Raw genomic sequence first — 21,686 nt, 5'->3', positions numbered from 1 at the left:
ATCAACCTCGGCCTCACCCGCACCAACGGACGCTGGAACCTGCCGACACCAGCATGAACAGGCCAGTGGCGGGCCGGCTACGCCGACCCGCCACATCAGACCACGAAGATCTTCATCGGACTTCTAGGCCTCGGCAGGCAGCCGGACCGGCATCCGGTGCGCCTTGACCGCCTCCCGCATCGTCCGGGCGAGCTGCTCGAACTCCGCCGCCCGCGGGCTGGAGGAGCGGTGCACCAGCAGGATGCTGCGACCCGGGGCCGGGTCGCGGAACCGGGTGGCGCCCAGACCCGAGCCCGGCCTGGCCTCCACCGCGGCCGCGGTGCTCGGCAGCAGCGTCACGCCGAGGCCGCCGGCGACCAGCTGTACGAGCGTGGCCAGGCTGGCCGCGCGGGTCGAGGCAAGGCCGTCGCGCCCGGCCTCCTGGCAGACCTCGAGGGTCTGGTCGCGCAGGCAGTGGCCCTCCTCCATGACCAGCACCGGCAGCTCGCGCAGCGCCGTGAGCGCGACCGGGCCGCGCGGCGCGCCCGGATCGTCGCCGGGGTACACCAGCATGAAATCCTCGTCATACAGCGCGAGCCCGGTCATCCCGGTGCCCTCGACCGGGGTGGCCAGCACGGCCAGGTCGAGCCGCCCGGAGACCAGCCCGTCCAGGATGGTGGCGGTCTGCTCCTCGTGCAGGATCAGCTCAAGCTCCGGGTAGCGCGCCTTGAGCGGGCGCAGCAGGGCCGGCAGCAGGTACGGGGCGACCGTCGGGATCACGCCGAGGTGCAGGTCCCCGGTGAACGGCCGGCCGGTGGTCTGCGCCGCCTCGGCCAGTTCCTCGACCCCGGCCAGCACGGCCCGGGCACGCTGGGCCACCGCTTCGCCCGAACGAGTGAGAAGCACATGGCGTGTGGTGCGTTCCACAAGCCGGGTTCCGAGCGTCTCCTCCAGGGCGGCCACCGCGCCGGACAGGGCCGGCTGACTCATCCCGAGCTCCGCCGCGGCGTCTCTGAAGTGTAGTTTCTCGGCGAGAGCGGCGAAGGCGCGCAACTGCGCGACGGTCGGGGCGCGGTTATTCATAGGTAACTCCTATCACGATCCGGCCGATGGCTTATTTCTCCGATCAATAAGAACATGCCAGGCTGAGGCACAAGATCGACGACGGCCACGAGCCGCAACGCACAACCCGGAGGATCAAGGCACATGCTCACCATTGGCGACAAGTTCCCCGACTTCGAGCTCACCGGGGTGGTCTCGAACGACGCCGCCACCGCCTTCCAGACGATCAACAGCCAGAAGCTGGAGAAGGACTGGAAGGTCGTGTTCTTCTGGCCGAAGGACTTCACCTTCGTCTGCCCGACCGAGATCGCCGCCTTCGGCAAGCTCAACAGCGAGTTCGCGGACCGCGACGCGCAGGTGCTCGGCGTCTCGGTCGACTCCGAGTTCGTCCACCTGGCCTGGCGCCGGGACCACAAGGACCTCAACGACCTGCCCTTCCCGATGCTGGCCGACGGCAAGCGCGAGCTGACCGCCGCCTGCGGCGTGCTCAACGGCGAGGGTGTGGCCGACCGCGCCACCTTCATCGTGGACCAGGACAACACCATCCAGTTCGTGATGGTCACCGCCGGCTCCGTGGGCCGGAACGTGGACGAGGTGCTGCGCGTGCTCGACGCCCTGCAGACCGACGAGCTGTGCCCGTGCAACTGGCAGAACGGCCAGGAGACCCTGGACGCCGCCCAGCTGCTGGCCCAGGCGTAAGGCGCACACGATGAGCCTGGACGCGCTCAAGCAGGCGCTGCCCGACTACGCCAAGGACACCCGGCTGAACCTCAGCTCGGTGATCACCACCTCCAAACTGCCCGAGCAGCAGCTGTGGGGCACGGTCGTGGCCACGGCGCTGGCCTCGCGCAGCACGCGGGTGATCCAGGAGCTGGTCGAGGAGGCCAAGGGCCACCTGACCGCCGAGGCGCTCACGGCCGCGAAGGCCGCCGCCTCGATCATGGCCATGAACAACGTCTACTACCGGACCATGCACCTGATCGGCGACGAGGAGTACGCCAATCTGCCGGCCCGGCTGCGGATGCAGGTGATCGGCAACCCCGGAGTCGACAAGAACGACTTCGAACTGTGGTGCCTCGCGGTCTCCGCGGTCAACGGCTGCGGCCGCTGCCTGGAGTCGCACGAGAAGGTGCTGCGGGGTGCGGGCTGGACCCGCGAGCCGATCCACGAGGCGGTGCGCATCGCGTCGGTGATCCACGCCGCGGCGGCCACCCTCGACGGCGAGCAGGCGCTCGCGTAGCGGCGGGAGCGATTCAGCCGATCCCGTAGATCAGAGCACGAACGGCGGGGCCGCACCGACCACCAGGTCGGTGCGGCCCCGCCGTCGTGCGCGTGGGGCGGTGGATCAGCCCTCGCACAGCTCCGCGAGGGTGCGGGCCGCGCGCAGGGCGTCGGCGTGCGTGTTGTAGAGCGCGTTGAAGCCGTAGCGCAGCAGGTCCGGCTCGCGCTTGTCCCCCACCACGCCGCGGGCGGCGGCGGCCGGGACCAGCGTGGCCGCGTCCGGGTGACGCAGCGTCACCTGGCCGCCGCGGCGCTCCGGCTCGCGCGGGGTGACCAGCGCGAAGCCCCGGCCGGCCAGCAGCGCGTCGCAGCACTCGATGAAGAACCCGGTCAGGCTCAGGCTCTGCGCCCGCAGGACCTCGAGGTCCACGCCGTCGAACGCGCCGATGGCGGCCTCCAGCGCGAGCATCGACAGGATCGTCGGGGTGCCTATCCGGGCCCGGCCGACGCCCTCGGCCGGGGTGTAGGTGCCGTGCATGGCGAACGGCTCGGCGTGCCCGGTCCAGCCGGTCAGCGGCTGGTGCATCTGCATGTGGTGCCGCCGGTTCGCGTAGACGAAGGCCGGGGCGCCGGGGCCGCCGGAGAGGTACTTGTACGTGCAGCCCACCGCGAAGTCCACGTCCCACGCGTCCAGCTCCAGCGGGAACGCGCCGGCGGCGTGGCACAGGTCCCAGACCGCCACCGCGCCGACCTCGTGCGCCGCGCGGGTGAGCGCGGGGATGTCCCAGCGCTCGCCGGTGGCGAAGTCGACGGCCGGGAACGCGGCCACCGCGAGGTCCTCGCCGTGCCGCGCGATCGCGTCCGCGAACTCCTGCGGCCTGACCCGCTCGACCCGCAGCCCGAGCAGTTCGCCGACGGAGTCCGCGAGGTAGGCGTCGGTCGGGAAGTGGCCCGCGTCGGTCAGCAGCACACCGCGGCCCGGGCGCAGCCGCGCCGCCGCGACCAGGGTGTTGAAGATCTGCACCGAGGTGGAGTCGCCCACCACGGTCTGCTCCGGCGCGGCGCCGAGCAGCGCGCCGACCCGGTCACCGAGCCGGTGCGGAAGCTCCCACCAGCGCGCCTGCTCGCCGAACCAGGAGCCGATCAGGCCCTCGCCCCACTGGCGGGCGACGCCGTCGCGCACCGCCTCGGGCACCGCCGCGGGCAGCGCGCCGAGCGAGTTGCCGTCGAGGTAGGTCACGCCCTCGGGCAGCAGGAAGCGCTCGCGGCAGGGCGCGAGCGGGTTGGCGGCGTCCAGGGCGGCGGCGCGCTCTGCCCAGGAGGCGTCCGGGGTGGCGCCCGCCGCGTTCGTCTCGGTCGTCGTCGTCATCAGGCCCAGGCCTCGCTGCGCACGTTCCACAGTTCCGGAAGATACTTCTGGTGCACGCCGCGCGCGAGCCACTCGGCACCGGAGGTGCCGGCCGAACCCTTCTTCTCGCCCATGGAGTGCCACACCGAGATCAGGTGGCGCTGCTTCCACCGGGTGAAGCGCTCGGCCGCGTCGTAGAGCGCCTCGCCCAGGTCGAACAGGTCGGGGTTCTGATCGGCCGCGCGGTAGGCCGCGAGCCAGCCGTCGAAGCCGCGCCGCTCGAGCGCCCGGGCCGCGCTGGCCTCGAGGCTGGGCGCGTCCTCGCCCCGGCTCGGGTAGGGCACGCCGAGGGCCTGCTCGAGGTCGCGGTAGAGCTCGGACTGGATGCCGGAGGCGGCGCCGAAGGCCTCGCGGAACTCGTCGAACTCGCCCGGGGTGAGCGTGCGCAGCGCCTCCCAGGACGCGATCAGGGCGTCCTGCACCCCGTGCCCGCGGCGCAGGTCGACCACGGCGCCGCGGATGTCGCCGGCCTCCAGCTTCGCGCAGGCGGCCGTCCACTCGTGCTTCAGCAGCTTGAAGTACAGCTCCATCACCTGGGTGGTGATGATGAAGGACATCTCCGCGGGCGCCTGGGTGCGCGGCCACTGCAGGTGCAGGAGTTCGTCAAGGCATGCATATTGCGCGTATTCGCTGGCGACGGCGCGTCGCCGGTCGTGGTCGGTCATCATGCCGTTCATGCAATCGCAGCCGGGCCGAAAGCTGAATGGCCGTCGCGACCCGTCTGGCGGCCCCGGGGTTATGATCGCAAGGTGTCCGGCCGCAATGACTTTCCAGATGCCGTCGACTGGCTCCTGATCGACGAATTGCAGCAGGACGGTCGCCTGTCGTACAACGAACTCGGCCGCCGGGTGCGGCTGTCCTCGCCCGCCGTGGCCGAGCGGGTGCGCCGGCTCGAGGAGCAGGGCGTGATCACCGGCTACCACGCGCACGTGGACCCGGCCAAGGTGGGCCGGACGGTGGCGGCGCTGGTCCGGATGTCCTGTTACGGCCCGAATTGCCTGCTGCGCCATCCCGAGGTGATCGACCAGACCCCGGCGATCCTGGAGGTGCACCGGCTCACCGGCGACTCCTGTTGCCTGCTGCGGGTGGCGGTGCGCACGATGGCCGAGTTCGAGGAGCTGATCGACCGGCTCGCCGACCACGGCACCCCCTCGTCCACGATGGTGCTCTCCTCGCCGGTCGCCTGGCGGCCGGTGGGCCGCTGAGCCGCCCGCACAGGAGCGCAGTCCCCCGGTTTTCCGGCTCCGACTCCCCACCTCGCCTGCACGGAGCAATCCCGGGGGCGGCGGCGTAGCCCGGACAGCAGACTCGAGGCGTAGGGACTCGCGAGGGGTGGGTCCCGTGCACGTTAGGGGAGCAGACATGATGACGCGTACGTCACGCTGGCTGAAGTGGGCCGGAGCCGCAACCGTACTGCTGGCGGCCGCCCCCATCGCCTACGCCGACGCCGCGCGCCATACCGGCTCCCCTTCGTCCGGCGCCGTATCCCCCGGTCCCGACTCGGCCTCGGCCCGCGCGGCCGGATGCGCCGCCGACGCCGACGACTTCGCCGGGGCCTACCTCGTGGCCGAAGCGACCGGGCCGGCCGGGCTGACCGGCGAAGAGCTCGACCTGCACGCGGACGGCTCCGTGTCCGTGTTCTCCTTCGGCCGCGCCGCCGCCACCGGCGCCTGGCACGCCGACGGCGGCGCCCTCACGTGGACGGTGGACGGGGTGAGCTACGCCTCGCGCCCCGGCCTGGTGGCCTGCGCCGACCAGGCCCACGCCGGGCAGGTGACCGGGTTCACCGCGGCCGCGGCGGACGGGTCGGATTCGCTGACGCTGCAACGGTTCTGAGGCCCGGTCGGTTCCCGCCTCGCCCGTACGGCACCGGTTCGTGTGAATCCGGCGGGCGGTATCAGCCCACGTTTCACCGAGCGTGCGTTTTTCGTCACCGGCGAGTGCCATCCTGATTCCAGGCACTCGCGGGAAGGCGAAGAATTCATGACGGACACCACGGTGGGGCAGGCGCCCGACGGGTCGAGCCCGGCGGGCGGCGGGCTGCAGGCGATCGAGCACATCGTCGTGCTCATGCTGGAGAACCGCTCGTTCGACCACATGCTCGGCTACCTGTATCAGGACGCGGGCAACCTCTCCCCGGCCGGCCAGCCCTTCGAGGGCCTGACCGGCACCGAGTCCAATCCGGGCACGGGCGGCAAGCCGGTGCCGGTGTTCCCGATCTCGCCGTCCACGCCGAACGCGTACTTCATGCCGGGCGCCGACCCGGGCGAGGGCTACGGCGCGACCAACAGCCAGCTGTTCGGCACGACCACCGCGCCGAGCCCGGCGGACGCGACGATGCAGGGCTTCGTCACGGACTACGCCTACACCCTGGGCTGGGAGGCCAAGGAGGGCTGGTCCATCGTCGGGGGCACGCAGCCGGCCGACATCATGGGCTGCTTCACCCCGGAGGCGCTGCCGGTGCTCTCCGCGCTGGCCCGCGGGTTCGCGGTGTGCGACCACTGGTTCGGCTCGGTGCCCACCGAGACGCTGCCCAACCGCGCGTTCGTGCTCTCCGGCACCAGCCAGGGGCACATGGACGACAAGACCAAGACCTACACCTCCCCGTCGATCTGCGGCTCGCTCGGCAAGGCCGGGGTGTCCTGGAAGGTCTACGGCTACGACGCGCAGCCGCTGACCAAGCACAACTTCCCGGACCTGACCTCGGCGCCGGCCGCGAACTTCGGGCTGTTCACCGACTTCCAGCAGGACGCGGCGGCCGGCACCCTGCCCGGCTTCGCGTTCCTCGAGCCGTCCTGGAGCGCCACCGGCAACAGCCAGCACCCGAACTACGACGTGGCGCTCGGCGAGCAGCTGATCCACGACGTCTACACCGCGCTGCGCAGTGGCCCGGGCTGGAACAACACCCTGTTCATCCTGACCTACGACGAGCACGGCGGCCTCTACGACCACGTCGCCCCGCCGACCAACGCCACCGCGCCGGACGACAGCGCCGGCGAGTACGGGTTCGACTTCACCCGGTTCGGGCCGCGGGTGCCCACGGTGCTGGTCTCGCCGCTGATCCCGGCGGGCACGGTCTACCGGGTGCCGGCCGGCGCGACGCCGTTCGACCACACCAGTGTGCTCAAGACGCTGGAGCAGCGCTGGAGCCTGGCCCCGCTCACCGCCCGCGACGCCGCGGCCGTGGACGTCGGCGGCGTGCTCACGCTGGCCACCCCGCGCACCGACGACCCGCTCAGCGGCGTCATCGTGCCGGTCTCCGGCGCCGTCACTCCGGCCGCGGGCCGCCCCAGCCACCTGCAGGAGGTCTACGCGGACCTGCTCTCCCGCCAGCTGCCCGCCGGGGCCGCCATCCCCGCGCCGCGCACCGAGGCGGAGGCGACCGACCTGCTGCGGCACGGACTCCCGGCGCAGAAGTAGGCGCGGGCGGTCGGGCGTGCACCGCGACGCCGCCCGCCGCCTCGGACTCCGGGGCGGCGGACGGCGGGTCGCGGCGTGCGCTGACCTGGTCGGCGGTGCCGATCGCGTCTACGCCGTCAGCACGATCCGGGCGCCGTCGACCGGGGTCGCGGTCCAGGCGCGGGCGACCTCGCCCAGCGGGTACGTCTGCACCGGCACCTCGACCTCGCCCCGGGCGATCCGCGCGACGTACTCGGGCATCAGCTGCCTGATCGTGCGCGGCTGACCGAGCCGAGTCCGCTGCCCCTGACCCGGATCCGGCGGCTGCGCAGCAGGGTCGCGGGCAGCGCGGCCTCCATCCCGGCCAGGGCGCCGATCTGGACGTATTCGATCTCTTCGTCAGCCTGCTGCCGGCCGCTGAGCGCGGCGAACATCGCCTCGGCCGGGGCGCCCCACACGTAGTCGAGCACGAGGTCCGGGGTGTCCCCGTCGAGGGCCTCGAGGACCGAGCGCACCGTGGCCTCCCGGTCCTCGGCCAGGTGCGCCGTGGTGGCGCCGTGGCCGCGGGCGCGCTCGAACGCCTGCGCGTTGCGCCCCACCGCGATCACCCGCCGCGCGCCGAGCGCCCGCGCGTTCTGCACCGCCATCAGGCCGGAGGTACCGGTGGCGCCGACGATCGCGACCACGCCGAGCTCCGCCGGGGCGTCCGTCAGCGGCGCGAACCCCTGCTTCGCCCGCAGCGGCAGCCAGGACGACATGCCCGGGTTCATTCCGGCCGCGACCTCGGGCGCACGCGCCTCGGCGCCTTCGGGCAGCGCGAACTGCATGCGCGGGGAGACCGCGATGCGCTCGGCCATGGTGCCGTGGGGCGGCTGGGGGTCGCCGGTGTAGACCAGCGTCCCATCCTGCTTGCGCGCGACCGCGTCCACGCCGGGGACCAGCGGATAGACGTTCGAGCTGCTGTAGTGCCGCCCGTGCGCCCGGGAGCGCACCAGATGGTGCAGCCCGGCGGCCACCAGCTCGACCAGCTCCAGTTCGCCGTCCGCACCCGTCCCCGGCTCGTCGAACTCGCCGTACTCCGGCACGCCGTCCGCCTGCCGCAACACCGCCGCCTTCATCGCTTCACCTTCCTTAACGCCGTTAAATTACGCTTCCCACTCTCTCCTTAACGACGTTAAACTGTCAAGGTGGGCAGGGTGAGCAGGAAACTCGCGAAGGACGACATCGTGCGCGCGGCGCTGGCCACCCTCGACGCCGAGGGGCTCGAGGGGCTGACGCTGCGACGGGTGGCGGCGCGGCTGGACGTGCAGGCCCCCGCGCTCTACTGGCACGTGCGGGACAAGCAGGAACTGCTCGACGAGATGGGCACTGAGGTCTGGCGGCGGATCAGCCTGCGGGTGGAACAGCGGCCGGTGGACGAGCCGTGGCGCGCGGCCATGGCCGCCTACGCGCGGATCGTGCGGGAGGAGCTGCTGGCCCACCGCGACGGGGTGAAGATGGCCACCGGCACCACCCTGACCGACGTGGAGGTGCTGCGCCGCCGCGAGCCCCGGCTCGCCGCGATGATCCGGCAGGGCTTCACCGTGCGCACGGCGGCCCAGGCACACGTGCTGCTGCACCACTTCGTCATCGGGTTCTGCCTCGAGGAGCAGGCGGTGATCCAGGCCAAGGCGGCCGGGGACCCGCGCTACAGCCTGACCGACCGCGACGCCCGGGTGGATCGCGAGGCCTTTCCGCTCGTCGCCGAGGCCGGGCGGGAGATCTTCGAGGACGACGACCGGCGGTTCGAGCAGCTGGTGGAGCTGATCCTGGGCGCCTGCGCGGGGCTGACCGGAGGATGAGACGACACCGCCCCGCCGCGTTCGAGGCGGCGGGGCGGGGTAAGGGTGCCGCCGCGCGCGGGTCGGCGCGCACGGCCGCGGCTCAGGTCGCGCCGCCGACGGCAGCGGCGGCGGCGGCGCGGGTCTCGCGGGTCGCGGCTCAGGCCGCGGTCTTGCGCGGCTTGGCCATGCTGGCCAGGGCGCCGACCAGGCTCATGCCGATGGCGAGCCAGAACACGATCATCAGGCCGTGGTGGAACGGGCCGGCGATCAGGTTCGGGAAGAACTGGTGGCCCGTCAGCGTCTGCGCGTTCGCCTTCGGCAGCGAGTTGAGGACCTGGTTGCCGAGTAGCTGCTGCATCGGGTTGTAGCCCAGGAACGCGGCGAACAGCACGCCCACCGGCGGGATCGCGGCCACCTGCTGGGCCACGCCGACCGGGACGTTCTGCGCCGTCAGCTGCGTGACGATGGCGTGCGGCAGCTGGCTGGCCAGGCCGATGACCATCAGCGAGAAGAACACGCCGATGGAGAACAGGCTGCCGGCGTTCATGAAGGTCGAGCGCATGCCCGAGGCCGCGCCGCGCATCTCCGGACCCACGCTGGACATGATCATCGAGGTGTTCGGCGCGGAGAACAGGCCGCCGCCGACGCCGTTGAGGAAGATCAGGATCGCGAACACCGGGTAGCTGAAGTTCGTCGGCAGCGCCAGCATCCCGGCGAAGGTCGCGGCCATCAGCAGCAGGCCGGCCACGGCGAAGGAGCGCTGGCCCCACTTGTCCGAGAGCTTGCCGGAGACCGGCCCGGAGACCAGGAAGCCGATGGTCAGCGGGACCAGGTAGATGCCCGCCCACAGCGGGGTGTCCTCGTAGTTGTAGCCGTGCAGCGGCAGCCAGATGCCCTGCAGCCAGATGATCAGCATGAACTGCAGCCCGCCTCGGGCCACCGCGATCAGGAACGAGGCGCCGTTGCCGCTGGAGAAGGCAACGTTGCGGAACAGCTTGAGCTGGAACATCGGGTTGGCCACGCGGGACTCGATGAACAGGAACAGCCCGAGCACCACCACGCCGCCGATCAGGCCCGCCAGGATCAGCGGGTTGGTCCAGCCCATGGTGTGCCCGCCGTACGGCTGGATGCCGTAGGTGATCGCGGCGAGGATCGAGGTCAGGCCGACCAGGAAGGTGATGTTGCCCCACCAGTCGATCTTGCCCGGGCGTCTCGTGCTGGTCTCGTGCAGCGACTTGTAGGCCCAGACGGTGCCGATCACGCCGATCGGGACGTTGACCCAGAAGATCGAGCGCCAGTCCCAGGAGGAGAGCACGCCGCCGAGTACCAGGCCGATGAACGAGCCGGCCAGCGCCGCGACGATGTTGATGCCCAGCGCCATGCCGCGCTCGTTGGCCGGGAACGCGTCGGTGATGATGGCGGCCGAGTTGGCCATCAGCATCGAGCCGCCGACGGCCTGCACCACGCGCCAGCCGATCAGCCACAGCGCCCCGTGCCCGCCGCTGAACGGGTCCACGGACAGGATGATCGAGCACACCGTGAAGATGGCGAAGCCCATGTTGTAGAGCTTGACCCGGCCGTACATGTCGCCCAGGCGCCCGAGCGTGACCACCAGCACCGCGGTGACGAGCATGTAGCCCATCAGCATCCACAGCAGGTAGCTGGTGTTGGAGGACTGCAGCGGATTGAGCTTGATGCCGTTGAAGATCGCGGGCAGCGAGATGAGCACGATCGAGCTGTTGATCGTGGCGAGCAGCATGCCCACGGTCGTGTTGGTCAGCGCGACCCACTTGTAGTGGGAGTGCTCGGGCCCGGCGCTCATCGCATGCCGGAAATGCCCGAATCTGGACTGGGGAGCGAGGGTCGGAGTCCCGACCGTGGATATCGACCCGTCTGTGGCCATGCCTGATCCTTACCCGGAAATATAGTTAGCAAATGTAAACTAACCACGCCTCCGGGGGCCGGCTTCCGACTTCCCGCTCCCCCGACCGAATCGTTATTCTTCCGTGATCCGGTGCGGGGCCGCGGCCAGCAGGCCGGCCGGCCATCCGGCACCGTCCGCGGCTGCGGCGCACACCGGTCCGCGTGCACCGCCGGGCGCGGTCCACACTCCGGGCCAGGCCGGATGACGGTCCGTCAGCGGGCTCTCGCAGGCCGGGTGGGCGCATCGGGCCACCCGCAGTCCCTGCGCGGCGAAGCAGTCGTCGTACTCGCCGGATCGGCCCGCTCCGGCCAGAGCCGCGGCCAGCCGCCCGGCCGCCGACGCGGCGAACGCGGCCCACCAGTCGTGCCAGGTGACCCAGGGCGCCGGGTCGAAGCGGGAGAGCCAGCCCAGTCGCGGGCTCTCGCCGGACAGGTCCACCACGATCTCCACGCCCGGCTCCCCGGCCCGCGCGGCCATCGCGGCCAGCGCCGCGCGCACCGGCTCGACCGCGTCCGCGCTCTCGCCGTCGTGGTTGAGCACGGCCGCGGCCACCAGGTGCGACAGGTCTTCGGCCACGAACGCGACGCCGTCGGCCACCAGCCGGCCGGCCTCGACCGCCACGGTGAGCCGGCCCGCGTCCCCGTCGAACCAGAAGGTCGGCGGAGACCCGAGCATCGCGCAGCGCACCGCGTCGGCCGGGGCCGAGTAGCCGCGGGCGAAGGTGGCCTCGGCGTGCGGCTCGGGCGCCGCGGACGGTGCCGACGGCACCGCCTCGTCCGGCAGCCCGGGCCCGGTGCGCGGGCCGGGGACGGCGCCGCGCGGATCGAACGGGCGTTCGACGATGTCCGTCGCCAACCCCGCTCCCTGACGCTCCTCGCCCGGCCGTCCGGACGGCCGCTTGGGCCTGGCCTTGCTCCGTGCCTTCGCCGCTCCGCTCATCGGGCCACCTCCGCTGTGCTTGGAATCGGATGCAATCGACCGCGCCGTACGCCGTCGTCGAGTACGCGAACCCCCACGACCCATGGTCATTCGAGCGGGTGAGCGGCTTCGGACCGACGCGCGGACAAGTCACCCTTTCGTATCAACAGGTTCCGCTACGAGTGTCCGGTCCGCGGCCGGGACTTCAGACCCCTTGCCGGCTGTAGAGCTCGCGCACCACCGTCTCCAGATCCCGTTCCGCGCGCAGGGCCTCGAGCGAGCCGTCGTAGGTGACGCGGCCGTGGTCGATGGCCACGACCCGGGAGCAGAGCCTTTCGATGTCGTCCACGTCGTGCGTGGTGAGCAGGATCGTGGTGCCGGTGCGCAGGTTGAGATCCCGCAGGAACTCGCGCACCGCGTGCTTGGAGACGACGTCGAGGCCGATCGTGGGCTCGTCCAGGTAGACCACGGCCGGGTCGTGCAGCAGCGCCGCGGTGATGTCCCCGCGCATCCGCTGGCCGAGGCTGAGCTGGCGCACCGGCCGGTCAAGGAAGGGCCCGAGGTCGAGCGCCTCGGTGTAGAAGGCCAGGTTCTCGGCGAAGCGCGCGGGCGGGATCCGGTAGAGGCGCTGGAGCAGCGTGAAGGAGTCGCGCAGCGGCAGGTCCCACCAGAGCGTGGTGCGCTGCCCGAACACCACGCCGATCCGCCGGGCCAGCTTGACCCGGTCGCGCTGCGGGTCGTACCCGGCCACCCGCAGCGTGCCCGAGCTCGGGGTCAGGATGCCCGTCAGCATCTTGATGGTGGTGGACTTGCCCGCGCCGTTCGGGCCGATGTAGCCGACCAGTTCGCCCGGCGCCACGCGCAGGTCGATGGCGTCCACGGCGGTGAAATCGACGCGTTCGCGGCGCAGGCGCCCGGCCCGGGCGCGGGAGGAGAAGACCTTGGTCAAGCCCTCGGCGAGGATGACCGGGTCGGTCGGCGGGTTCGTCGGCGGTTCTGCGCGGTCGGGGAGGGGCTGGCTGGGCAGTGCGGTCACGGCGGTCAACTCCCGGTCGAGCGGTAACGGCGGATGCAGGCGCGCCAGGCCAGCGCGGCCAGGGCGGCGAACACAACGGCCACCGCCGGCGAGGCCAGGCGCAGGAAGCCGGGCAGGCCGAAGGGGTCGGGGTGGCCGAGCACGTAGAGCGCGGGCTGCCAGGTGACGAAGGCGACCGGCAGCACGAAGGTCAGGGCGAGCCCGAGCGGGCGGCCGAAGATGGTCAGCGGGTACTCGGTGGCGAACTCGCTGCCGTAGGTGAAGGTGTTCGCCACCTCGCGCGCGTCCACGGCCAGGAAGCTGATACACCCGGAGAGCACCCAGAAGGCGCAGAAGAGCACGAAGCCGCACACGATGGTGCCGACACAGACGGCGATGCGCGCCGGGGTCCAGTGCAGCGGCAGGTCGATCAGGGCCCAGACGAGGGTGGCGGCGGCGGGCACCAGCTTGCCGAAGCGCTTGGGCGTGAACTGGTCCGCCATCACCTGGGCCAGGGTGCTGACCGGGCGGATGAGTACGAGGTCGAAGGTGCCGAGCCGGATCGAGTCGGCGAGCGTCTCCACGCCGCTGGCCACCAGGTCGGACAGGGCGAAGGCGACGCGGGTGGTGCCGTAGAGGTAGAGCGTCTGCGGCAGGGTGAACCCGCCGATCAGGGTGACCTGGGAGTAGAGCACCAGGATCGCGATCAGGTCGAGGGAGGTGGTCAGGATCTGCCCGAGGCCGGTCAGCAGCAGCGAGGCGCGGTACTGCCAGGCCGAGCGCGACCACATGCGCACGAGCAGCAGGTAGGCGACCGGGGCGGGCAGCGGGCGCTCGACGGACTCAGCCACCCTGGACCACCACCTTGCGCCGGGCCGCGCCGGTAAGCAGGCGTCCGGCGCCGAGCAGCAGCAGCGCCCAGGCCAGGCCGAAGGCGAGCGCGTAGGCCAGGCCGCCAGACTGGGTGCCGAACAATACCGAGGCCGGGATCTGGATCACCGCGGCCCACGGGGTGAGCTGCAGCACCGAGTCGAGCCGGGGCGGCATCGCGGTCAGCGGCAGGATCATGCCCGAGCAGAAGAACCCGACGGCGAAGGTGATCGCCGCCATTCCCCGCTCGTCCATGGTCCAGAACGCGACCAGGCTGATCAGGTAGCGCAGCGAGAAGCTGACGAGGTATCCGACCAGGCAGCACAGCAGGAACGCGGCCCAGCGCAGCGGGGAGAGCGGCAGGGCCATCGGGAAGAAGAGCGCGCCGACCAGGACCGGCGGGAGCGAGCGCAGCATCCCGGAGCCCACGGCCCGGCCCGCGTCCAGCGCCAGCCACCAGGACTGGAAGTCCACCGGCCGGTACAGGTCCACCGCCACGTCGCCGGTGCGGATGCGCGGGCCGAGCTCGGTGCCGGTCATGAACACGCCCATCGGCGCGATCAGGGCCTGGGTGAGGAAGGAGTAGGTGCAGGCGTCGGCCGCGTCCCAGCCGTTGATCACGGTCTTCTGCCGCCACAGGGCGAGCAGGACGAAGGTGCGGATGAAGCCGAAGACGGTGTTGGTCGCGACCCCGGCGGCGGCCGAGGAGCGGTAGGCGAGATGGCGTCGCAGCGATAATCGGGCAGCGGTCAGGTATACGCGCATGCGGCGGCTCCACAGGGCGTTGGAAACGAAGGGGGGGAAAAAGGGGCGAAGTGCCGACCCTGGCAGAACCGACCCTGGCCCGCAAGCGGTTTTCCACCTGCGCCGCGGGTCGGACCGGGGCCTGACGCGGTCTTTACACCCGATCGGGTGTACTGACGGGCGTCCGCAGTCGGGCCCACCGGCTGACGGGGCGAGAGATTTGAGCGAGGGGACGGAACCGAAGTGTCCAGCCGGAACGAGGGCGAGGAGCCGGAGTACGCCGCCGACCCGACGCGTCAGTTCGACGCATTCCGGGCCAGGCAGGCCGACGACCGGGCGCAGCAGGAGACGCAGAGTCCGTACGTCTTCCCGGACGAGTACGCCGCCGATCCCGCCGCGGTCTTCCCGGAGGGCGCGGTCTATCCGGACGAGTCGTTCGGGCCGGGCACACCGGAGTTCGGCGGGCAGCCGGACCCCGGCGCGGGCGGCGGATCCGCAGGCGGGGCCAGGTGGGGCGGCGGACCGGGCGGCGGCGGGCGCCTGCGCAGCGTCGCGATCTTCGCGGGCGTGGCGGTACTGGCGATCGGCGTCGGCTTCGGCGCGTACGAGGCCTTCGGCTCCTCCGGTTCCACCGCGAACGTGACCGCCGGGAGCACCGCGACCCCGGCCGCCCCCGCCGCGACGCCGAGCGTCGCGAACGCGACCAAGCACGGCCGCGTGGTGGAGGTGCGGGTCGTGATCGAGTCGATCGGCACGGACTCGATCACCGGCCACCTCGTCGCGACCGGCGAGCCGGTGACGGTCGAGTTCGACGCCTCGACCCACTTCGGCACGACGGCGCATCCCTTCAGCAGCGGCCAGTTGAGCATCGGCGAGACCGTGGTGGTGCGCGGGCGCCGCACCGCGGCCGACATCCTGACCGCCACGATCGTCGTCGGCACTTAGGTCGCGTCTTCAAGGGTTCGCCGGGGCCGCGGCGCCTGCCACGCACGCTCGCGGCGTTGCCGGACCGCTTACAGACGACCGAGTATGCGCACGGCCCGGCGCCTTGCGAGCGCACGCGTCAGACACCGCGGCCTGACCCGACGCCCCCTTGAAGACACTCCCTAGCCCTACCATCGAGCTCATGACGACGGTACGGGAGCGGATCGCGGGATCGATGTTCGGGCTGGCCTACGGGGATGCGCTCGGCAAGCCGACGGAGTTCCTCAAGCTGGTCGAGATCACCCGCCAGTACGGGACCGGCGGCCCGTCCGAGCTGCCCGAGCCGGCGCTGGTGACCGACGACACGCAGATGGCCCTGGCGGTCGGCGAGGGCCTGGCCGAGGTGCTCGGCGCGGGTGAGGAGGGGACTCAGGGCGCGTTGACGCAGGAGGCGCTGGCTCCGGTGTGGACGCGGCGGTTCGTGCAGTGGGCGTACTCGTCGGACAACAACCGGGCGCCCGGGATGACCTGTCTGCGGGCCTGCGGCGAACTGGCCGAGGGCAGGCCCTGGATCCAGGCGACCATCCCCGGGTCCAAGGGCTGCGGCGCGAACATGCGCGTGACGCCGATCGGCCTGGTCGCGCGGCTCTCGTCGTCCACGCGGGCCGGAGCCGCGCAGTTGCAGGCCGCGCTGACGCACGGTCACCCCACCGGTCTCGCGGCCAGTGAGCTGACCGCGTTCGCCACCTGGTGGCTGCTCGAGGGCATGGCCCCGGTGGACCTGCCCGCGGCGCTGCGGGACCGGGCGAACGCCCAGCGCGAGGTCTACCACCACGCGTGGCTCGGCGACCTGTGGCAGCGCAGCCACGACGCGTCGCCCGAGGTGTTCATGGCCCGGGGCTGGGACGAGTGCCTGGGCGTGCTGGACCGGCTGGACGCGGCGGTGCGGGCCGGCGACCGGGAGGCAGACCCCTGTGACGCCACCGGCGAGGGCTGGATCGCCGAGGAGGCGCTGGCCACCGGCCTGCTGTGCTTCCTGCTCCACCCCGACGACGCGCAGGCCGCGCTCAGCCGGGCGGCGGCGACCCGCGGCGACTCCGACTCCATCGCCGCGCTTACCGGCGCGTTCGCCGGAGCGGCGCTCGGCGCGCGGGCGTTCCCGGCCGGATGGCGCGAGCGGATCGAGTACGCGGACCGGCTCGAGGCGGTCGTGGACGCGCTGGGCGCGGGGTTCGAGGACGGCGGGTCCGAGGACGGCACCGGCTCCGCGGGCACCGGCTCCGGCGGCGGACCGGCGAGGTGACGGCCCGTGAGATCGTCTTCCTGGTCTTCCCCGACTTCCAGATCCTGGACCTGACCGGCCCGCTCGAGGTCTTCTCGCAGGCGGAACGGCACGCGCCGGGACGCTACCGGCTGCGCACGCTGGCGCTGGAGCCCGGACCGGTCGCGGCGAGCAACGGGCTGGCCGTCCTGGCCGAGGCGGCGACGCCGTTCGCGGGCGCGGACACCGTGATCGTGGCGGGCGGGCACGGCGTGGACGCGGCGCTGGCCCGGCCCGAGCACGCCGCGTGGATCTCCCGCGCGGCCGGACTGAGCCGGCGTACCGCCTCGGTGTGCAGCGGCGCGTTCCTGCTGGCCGAATCAGGGCTGCTCGACGGTCGGCGGGCCACCACGCACTGGAGCCGGACCGGGCTGCTCGCGTCGCGGTACCCGAACGTCAGCGTGGAGCCGGATCCCATCTTCGTGCGCGACGGCGCGGTGTCCACCTCGGCCGGGGTGACCTCGGGCATAGACCTCGCGCTCGCGCTGGTGGAGGAGGACCACGGGGCCGCGGCCGCGCGGGAGGTCGCGCGGCAGCTGGTGGTGTTCGTGCAGCGGCCGGGCGGGCAGCGCCAGTTCTCGGTGCAGCTGCGGGCCCAACGCCCCACCCGCGCGCCGATCCGCGACCTGCTCGCCCACATCGCCGAGCACCCAGGCGCCGACCTGTCCGTACCCGCGCTGGCCGAGCGGGTGCGGCTGAGCGAGCGTCAGTTCCTGCGCGTGTTCCCGGCCGAGACCGGCCACAGCCCGGCCGGCTATGTCGAGGCGGCCCGGGTGGAGGCCGCGTGCCGGCTGCTGGAGACGACCGACGACGGCGTCGACCGGATCGCGCGGGTGTGCGGCTTCGGCACGACGCGCACGCTGCAGCGCTCGTTCCAGCGCCTGCTCAGCGTGGCCCCGCAGGAGTACCGGAGCCGGTTCGCCGCGACCGGCGCGGGCTCGGGCGTGAGCATGGGGCCGGGCCCCGGCGAACCCATGGCGTAATCTGTCGCCCACGCGTCATTGCCGCCATAACCGTGCCGCTGCCAGCATCGAAGCATGGATATCGTGATTCCGATCTTCCCCTACTTCACCGCCCTCGACGCGATCGGGCCGTACGAGGTGTTGCGGAGCCTGCCCGGCGCGACCGTCACCTTCGCCGCGGCCACCCCCGGCATCGTGCGCACCGACAGCCGGATGGTGGGCCTGCAGGCCGACGCGTCCTTCGCCGAGATCGAGGCCGCCGACATCCTGGTCGTGCCGGGCGGCTGGGGCACCCGCGCGGCCATGAGCGACGAGCCGCTGCTGGACTGGGTGCGCCGCATCCACGCGACCACCCAGTGGACCACGTCCGTGTGCACCGGCTCGCTCGTGCTCGGCGCGGCCGGCCTGCTGCGGGGCCTGAAGGCCACCACGCACTGGGCCATCACCGACCTGCTCGAGACCACCGGGGCCACGTACACGGCCGAACGCGTGGTGCGCCAGGGCAAGATCATCACCGGCGCGGGCGTGTCCGCCGGGATCGACATGGCCCTGACGCTGGCGGCCGAGATCGCGGGCGAGGACCAGGCCAAGGCGATCCAGCTGGCCATCGAGTACGACCCGCAGCCCCCGTTCGACGCCGGCTCCCCCGCCAAGGCCGGGCCGCGGATCCAGGCGCTGACCGGGATGCTCAAGACCGACCCGACGGACTGAGCGGCGCACGGCGCACGGGAGCCAAGGACGGGAGCGTTGTCGGAGCCGGCGACTACCGTGGGGACATGACGAAGATCGCCCGGGACGCCGACGCGCTCCCGTTCGGACACGCGCTCGACCTGCATCAGGGACCGCTGCTGCGCGACCGCGACTACGACCTGTGCCACTTCGACGCGCTGGTGCAGACGGACGCGGACGCGGGCAGCAGCCGGTTCACCGAGTGCGCGTTCGAGAACGTCGTGTTCGAGGGCGTGCGGCTGCGCCGGGCCAAGTTCACGGACGTGTGGTGGCGCGGCGGGCGCGTGCTGAGCGGCGACCTGGCCGAGAGCGAATGGCTCGACGCCGGCGTGCTCTCCTGCGCGTTCGCGGGCGTGGAGGCGTTCGGCGCGCAGCTGCGCCGGGTCGTCTTCCAGCGCTGCAAGCTGGACGCGGTCAACCTGCGCGGCGCCGAGCTGCACGAGGTCGTGTTCGAGGACTGCATCCTGCGCGACGTCGACTTCAGCGGCGCCTCGCTGCGCGACGTGTCCTTCCGGGGCTCGGCCGTGCGCGACGGCAAGTTCGCCAAGTCCAAGCTCACCCGTGCCGACTTCCGCGACGCCACCGTGCTCGAGTGCGTCGACGGCTTCGAGAACCTCAAGGGGGCGATCATCGACAGCTCACAGGCCATCGAGCTGGCCATGGAGTTCGCGCAGGCGCTGCGCATCACCGTGAAGGACGACTGAACCGAAGCCAGACCGGCCCGCAGGTCGCGGGGCGCCGACCGCCGACCGCCGACCGCCGACCCAGACTCCTGATACCGTCACTCCCGAAAACCGCTGGCAACGGGCTCCCGGGCGCGCCATGATGCGCGGGGAGTGTCCGGCAGGTCGGGGAGGTCTCGGATGGCTCAGGTCGAGCAGCAGGCGACGGCCGAACCGAGATCGCTGTGGCGCGAGCGCGACTTCTCCCTGGTGTGGAGCGGCGCGCTGATCAGCGAGATGGGCGACTCGGTCACCTCGCTCGCGCTTGCGCTGACCGCCGTCCTGCTGCTGCACGCCGACGCGTTCCAGCTCGGTGCCCTGCGCGCCGCGAGCACCGCCGCGTTCCTGCTGATCGCGCTCCCGGCCGGGGTCCTGGTCGACCGGCGGCGTAAGCGTCCTGTCATGCTCGGCGCCGACCTCGGCCGGATGCTGCTGATCGGCTCCATCCCCGTCGCCGCGGCGCTCGGGATGCTGACGCTGCTCCAGCTCTACCTCGTCGCGCTCGCCGCCGGCCTGCTGTCCGTGTTCTTCGACGTGGCGTATCAGAGCTTCGTCCCGGTGCTGGTCGGGCGCGAGCGCCTGGTCGAGGGCAACAGCAAGATGGGGCTGCCCGGCTCCTTCGCCAACGTCATCGGTCCCAGCGCGGCGGGCGGACTGATCGCGCTGGCCGGCGCGGCCCGGGCCATGGGCGCGGACGCGGGCTCGTTCGCCGTGAGCGCGACCACCCTGGCCCTGCTGCGCACCCGAGAGCCGGACCCGGCGCCCCCGGCGGCGAAACGGCGGATGGCGGCCGAGATCGCCGAGGGCCTGCGCTACGTCGCGGGTCACCGGATCCTGCGCCGCATCGTCGCCTGTACGGCGACCTCGAACCTGTTCAACGGCGTCTGGGGTTCGGTCCTGATGCTGTTCCTCATCGACGACCTGCACGCGGGCGCCTCGCAGATCGGCCTCGCCTTCAGCCTGGGCAGCCTCGGCGGACTGGCCGGCGGCTTCCTCGCCCCCTGGCTCGCCCGCCGCCTCGGCAGCGCGCGGATGCTGTGGATGAGCAAGGCCGGACTGGGCTGGCTGCTGCTCGCGATCCCGCTGGCCAGGCCGGGCTGGGGACTGCTGCTCGTCTCGCTCGGCCAGTTCGTCGGCTCGATCTCGGCGATGACGTACAACGTCGCCCAGGTCTCCTACCGCCAGTCGGTCACCCCGCCGCACCTGCTGGGCCGGATGAACGCCTCCGTGCGCTGGGTCATCTGGGGCACGATACCCGTGGGCGCCCTGTTCGGCGGCTGGCTCGGCACCGTCACCAGCGTGCGCACCACCGTGCTCGTCGGGGTCCTCGGCAGCTGGCTCGCCGTGCTGTGGATCGTGTTGTCACCACTCGTGAAACTGCGCGAGATCCCCGTGCCGCCCGCGGACGTGCCCGACGGCGATCCACTGCCATGACTGGACACCCGGGGCTTGCTATCGGATCATCGGCGCGTGACATGGGGACGCAAGAGCGATCCGGTCGAGCCCGCTGATTCCGGTTCCGATGCCGCGGAAATCGTGCTCGAAGCCGAACAAGAGACCATGGCCGCCGCGATCGAACGTGCGGCGCTCGAGTCCGCCGCGGCCGGCGACGACCAGAACGCACGCGCGCGGCTCTATGAACTCCTCATGGGGGCCAGAGTCCTGATAGCCACCGGCCCCGACGGCCGGACCGCCGCCAGCCACGCGCTTGAACCGGGAACCCCTCTCACGCCGTACGCCATCGTGCACAAGCAGGTCGGCAAGATCCTGCCGGTGTTCACCCGGCCGTCCGCGCTTCGCGCCTCGCTCGGCGGCCGCGCCAGCCACTACGCCGTACTCGAGATGAAGCAGTTGCTCAGCAGTCTCACGGCCGAAGACCCCGACTGCAAGATCCTGATCAACCCCCGCGCGGCGGGAACGATCGCCCTCAACGCCCAAGAGATCGCCCACCTCGCCCGCAGCCGCACCCCCACGCCCGCCGGCGGCGAGGTCATCGCGCAAACCACCGTGCAGATCGCCCCCGTAGCCGCGCTCCCGCCCGAGCCGCTCCTCGGCGCCCTGCGCACCGCCCTCGCCGGCCACCAGGACATCGAGGCAGCCTGGGCTTACCGCATGCGCCAAGGTGGCCTGCCGCCCGAGACCGTGATCGGCATCGTCCTGGCCCCCGGCGCGACCCGCGAGACCGAGCAGGCCGCGGTGCAGCACGTCATCGCGCGAGCGACAGCAGCCTGCGAAGACGCGAAGCCCCTGGTGTACCTCGTGGTACCCGACAGCATGCGCCGCGGGCTGGAAGCCGGCTCCGGCATCGAGCTCTACCGCCGCTGATCCCGCACTTCGCCCAAAGCGCCGTCATTCAGCCTGCGCGGGTACGGCCACGACATCGCGATAACGCTCGTGCGCAGTCTGCCGGGTGACCCCGAGCGCTCCCCCGATGGCCTCCCAGCTCAACTCGCGGGCCCGCGCCGCACCGACCGCCGCGCTGATCTGGGACCCGAGGTGCGCCTGCGTCACACGCAGAGCCTTGATGACCGCGAGCGGCCGCCCGTCGAACTCGCCCGCCGCCCGCGCGGCCTCGATCGTCTCGACGAGAGCCTCGCCCGCCCGGGCCACCGTCAGCAGGAAGACGGTGACCTCGTCCATATGCGCATCCCACTGCGTCCGCGCC

The 21,686-nt window shown here is 72.1% G+C and carries 22 protein-coding genes and 2 pseudogenes; 13 read left to right on the top strand and 11 right to left on the bottom strand.

Going from position 1 to position 21,686, the window contains the following annotated elements; genetic code table 11:
- Positions 1-123: 123 nt before the first annotated feature.
- On the bottom strand, positions 124-1,062 hold the full coding sequence (locus KDL01_RS24820; protein ID WP_212531000.1) for a LysR substrate-binding domain-containing protein: 939 nt from the start codon (positions 1,060-1,062) through the stop codon (positions 124-126).
- A 123-nt stretch (positions 1,063-1,185) separates the two neighbouring features.
- On the opposite strand from KDL01_RS24820, the gene KDL01_RS24815 reads away from it, so the two are divergent.
- Both KDL01_RS24815 and ahpD read left to right on the top strand, forming a co-directional pair.
- Positions 1,186-1,740 carry a peroxiredoxin gene (locus tag KDL01_RS24815; protein WP_212530999.1) on the top strand — a complete coding sequence of 185 codons (555 nt, stop codon included), beginning with the start codon at positions 1,186-1,188 and terminating at the stop codon, positions 1,738-1,740.
- Between the two features lie 10 nt (positions 1,741-1,750).
- On the top strand, positions 1,751-2,281 hold the full coding sequence (gene ahpD / locus KDL01_RS24810) for an alkylhydroperoxidase, AhpD family (RefSeq protein WP_212530998.1): 531 nt from the start codon (positions 1,751-1,753) through the stop codon (positions 2,279-2,281).
- A gap of 105 nt (positions 2,282-2,386) precedes the next feature.
- On the opposite strand, the gene kynU is transcribed toward ahpD, so the two are convergent.
- Together kynU and KDL01_RS24800 are read right to left on the bottom strand one after the other, a co-directional pair.
- Positions 2,387-3,631, bottom strand: a complete 1,245-nt coding sequence (gene kynU / locus KDL01_RS24805) for a kynureninase (RefSeq protein ID WP_212530997.1) — start codon at positions 3,629-3,631, stop codon at positions 2,387-2,389.
- Positions 3,631-4,338, bottom strand: a complete 708-nt coding sequence (locus KDL01_RS24800; protein ID WP_212530996.1) for a tryptophan 2,3-dioxygenase family protein — start codon at positions 4,336-4,338, stop codon at positions 3,631-3,633. The genes kynU and KDL01_RS24800 overlap by 1 nt, the downstream gene beginning before the upstream one ends.
- An 81-nt stretch (positions 4,339-4,419) precedes the next feature.
- Here KDL01_RS24800 and KDL01_RS24795 point away from each other — a divergent pair, with 81 nt between their 5' ends.
- The 3 genes from KDL01_RS24795 to KDL01_RS24785 all read left to right on the top strand — a co-directional run bounded on the left by KDL01_RS24795 (position 4,420) and on the right by KDL01_RS24785 (position 7,090).
- The gene (locus KDL01_RS24795; RefSeq protein WP_212530995.1) at positions 4,420-4,875 is read left to right on the top strand and encodes an Lrp/AsnC family transcriptional regulator; all 456 of its coding nucleotides are present in this window, start codon (positions 4,420-4,422) and stop codon (positions 4,873-4,875) included.
- A 157-nt stretch (positions 4,876-5,032) separates the two neighbouring features.
- A complete protein-coding gene (locus tag KDL01_RS44775) occupies positions 5,033-5,506 on the top strand; it encodes a hypothetical protein (RefSeq protein WP_212530994.1) in 474 nt (157 codons plus the stop codon).
- Between the two features lie 147 nt (positions 5,507-5,653).
- Complete coding sequence (locus KDL01_RS24785; RefSeq protein WP_212530993.1) at positions 5,654-7,090, top strand: alkaline phosphatase family protein; 1,437 nt, start codon at positions 5,654-5,656, stop codon at positions 7,088-7,090.
- 108 nt (positions 7,091-7,198) lie between these two features.
- Here the strand turns inward: KDL01_RS24785 and KDL01_RS44770 are convergent, their stop codons facing one another.
- Both KDL01_RS44770 and KDL01_RS24780 read right to left on the bottom strand, forming a co-directional pair.
- Positions 7,199-7,330 carry a hypothetical protein gene (locus KDL01_RS44770; RefSeq protein ID WP_281415596.1) on the bottom strand — a complete coding sequence of 44 codons (132 nt, stop codon included), beginning with the start codon at positions 7,328-7,330 and terminating at the stop codon, positions 7,199-7,201.
- Entirely contained in the window at positions 7,330-8,187 is an 858-nt protein-coding gene (locus KDL01_RS24780) for a quinone oxidoreductase family protein (RefSeq protein ID WP_212530992.1), read from the bottom strand. The genes KDL01_RS44770 and KDL01_RS24780 overlap by 1 nt, the downstream gene beginning before the upstream one ends.
- A 78-nt stretch (positions 8,188-8,265) precedes the next feature.
- On the opposite strand from KDL01_RS24780, the gene KDL01_RS24775 reads away from it, so the two are divergent.
- A complete protein-coding gene (locus tag KDL01_RS24775) occupies positions 8,266-8,910 on the top strand; it encodes a TetR/AcrR family transcriptional regulator C-terminal domain-containing protein (RefSeq protein ID WP_212530991.1) in 645 nt (214 codons plus the stop codon).
- A 139-nt stretch (positions 8,911-9,049) separates the two neighbouring features.
- On the opposite strand, the gene KDL01_RS24770 is transcribed toward KDL01_RS24775, so the two are convergent.
- The 5 genes and pseudogenes from KDL01_RS24770 to KDL01_RS24750 all read right to left on the bottom strand — a co-directional run bounded on the left by KDL01_RS24770 (position 9,050) and on the right by KDL01_RS24750 (position 14,384).
- Positions 9,050-10,714: an MFS transporter gene (locus KDL01_RS24770; RefSeq protein WP_212531002.1), complete on the bottom strand. Its 1,665-nt coding sequence runs from the start codon at positions 10,712-10,714 to the stop codon at positions 9,050-9,052.
- A gap of 174 nt (positions 10,715-10,888) precedes the next feature.
- Positions 10,889-11,755 (bottom strand): hypothetical protein, encoded by an 867-nt coding sequence (locus tag KDL01_RS24765; RefSeq protein ID WP_212530990.1) that lies wholly within the window; start codon positions 11,753-11,755, stop codon positions 10,889-10,891.
- 205 nt (positions 11,756-11,960) lie between these two features.
- A pseudogene (locus KDL01_RS24760) lies at positions 11,961-12,761 on the bottom strand (ABC transporter ATP-binding protein); the annotation flags it as partial.
- A gap of 14 nt (positions 12,762-12,775) precedes the next feature.
- On the bottom strand, positions 12,776-13,600 hold the full coding sequence (locus KDL01_RS24755; RefSeq protein WP_212530989.1) for an ABC transporter permease: 825 nt from the start codon (positions 13,598-13,600) through the stop codon (positions 12,776-12,778).
- Positions 13,593-14,384: an ABC transporter permease gene (locus KDL01_RS24750; RefSeq protein WP_212530988.1), complete on the bottom strand. Its 792-nt coding sequence runs from the start codon at positions 14,382-14,384 to the stop codon at positions 13,593-13,595. Before KDL01_RS24750 ends, KDL01_RS24755 begins: the two co-directional genes overlap by 8 nt.
- 222 nt (positions 14,385-14,606) lie before the next feature.
- Between KDL01_RS24750 and KDL01_RS24745 the strand changes: the two genes are divergently transcribed.
- The 7 genes from KDL01_RS24745 to KDL01_RS24715 all read left to right on the top strand — a co-directional run bounded on the left by KDL01_RS24745 (position 14,607) and on the right by KDL01_RS24715 (position 21,346).
- Positions 14,607-15,308, top strand: coding sequence for a hypothetical protein (locus KDL01_RS24745; RefSeq protein ID WP_212530987.1), 702 nt, complete (start codon positions 14,607-14,609; stop codon positions 15,306-15,308).
- A gap of 181 nt (positions 15,309-15,489) precedes the next feature.
- Positions 15,490-16,590, top strand: a complete 1,101-nt coding sequence (locus KDL01_RS24740) for an ADP-ribosylglycohydrolase family protein (protein WP_212530986.1) — start codon at positions 15,490-15,492, stop codon at positions 16,588-16,590.
- Positions 16,587-17,591: a GlxA family transcriptional regulator gene (locus tag KDL01_RS24735; RefSeq protein ID WP_212531003.1), complete on the top strand. Its 1,005-nt coding sequence runs from the start codon at positions 16,587-16,589 to the stop codon at positions 17,589-17,591. The genes KDL01_RS24740 and KDL01_RS24735 overlap by 4 nt, the downstream gene beginning before the upstream one ends.
- Positions 17,592-17,645: 54 nt before the next feature.
- Positions 17,646-18,281, top strand: coding sequence for a DJ-1/PfpI family protein (locus KDL01_RS24730; RefSeq protein ID WP_212530985.1), 636 nt, complete (start codon positions 17,646-17,648; stop codon positions 18,279-18,281).
- Between the two features lie 65 nt (positions 18,282-18,346).
- Positions 18,347-19,003, top strand: coding sequence for a pentapeptide repeat-containing protein (locus KDL01_RS24725; protein ID WP_212530984.1), 657 nt, complete (start codon positions 18,347-18,349; stop codon positions 19,001-19,003).
- A gap of 159 nt (positions 19,004-19,162) precedes the next feature.
- Positions 19,163-20,455 carry an MFS transporter gene (locus KDL01_RS24720; RefSeq protein WP_212530983.1) on the top strand — a complete coding sequence of 431 codons (1,293 nt, stop codon included), beginning with the start codon at positions 19,163-19,165 and terminating at the stop codon, positions 20,453-20,455.
- A gap of 102 nt (positions 20,456-20,557) precedes the next feature.
- Complete coding sequence (locus tag KDL01_RS24715) at positions 20,558-21,346, top strand: SseB family protein (RefSeq protein ID WP_212530982.1); 789 nt, start codon at positions 20,558-20,560, stop codon at positions 21,344-21,346.
- A 24-nt stretch (positions 21,347-21,370) separates the two neighbouring features.
- Here KDL01_RS24715 and KDL01_RS24710 read toward each other — a convergent pair.
- A pseudogene (locus KDL01_RS24710) lies at positions 21,371-21,686 on the bottom strand (hypothetical protein); the annotation flags it as partial.

This window comes from Actinospica durhamensis, assembly GCF_018139695.1.
Classification (GTDB): domain Bacteria; phylum Actinomycetota; class Actinomycetes; order Streptomycetales; family Catenulisporaceae; genus Actinospica; species Actinospica durhamensis.
Note: the sequence above shows the minus strand (reverse complement) of the source record. Positions and strands in the feature narration are given on the sequence as shown.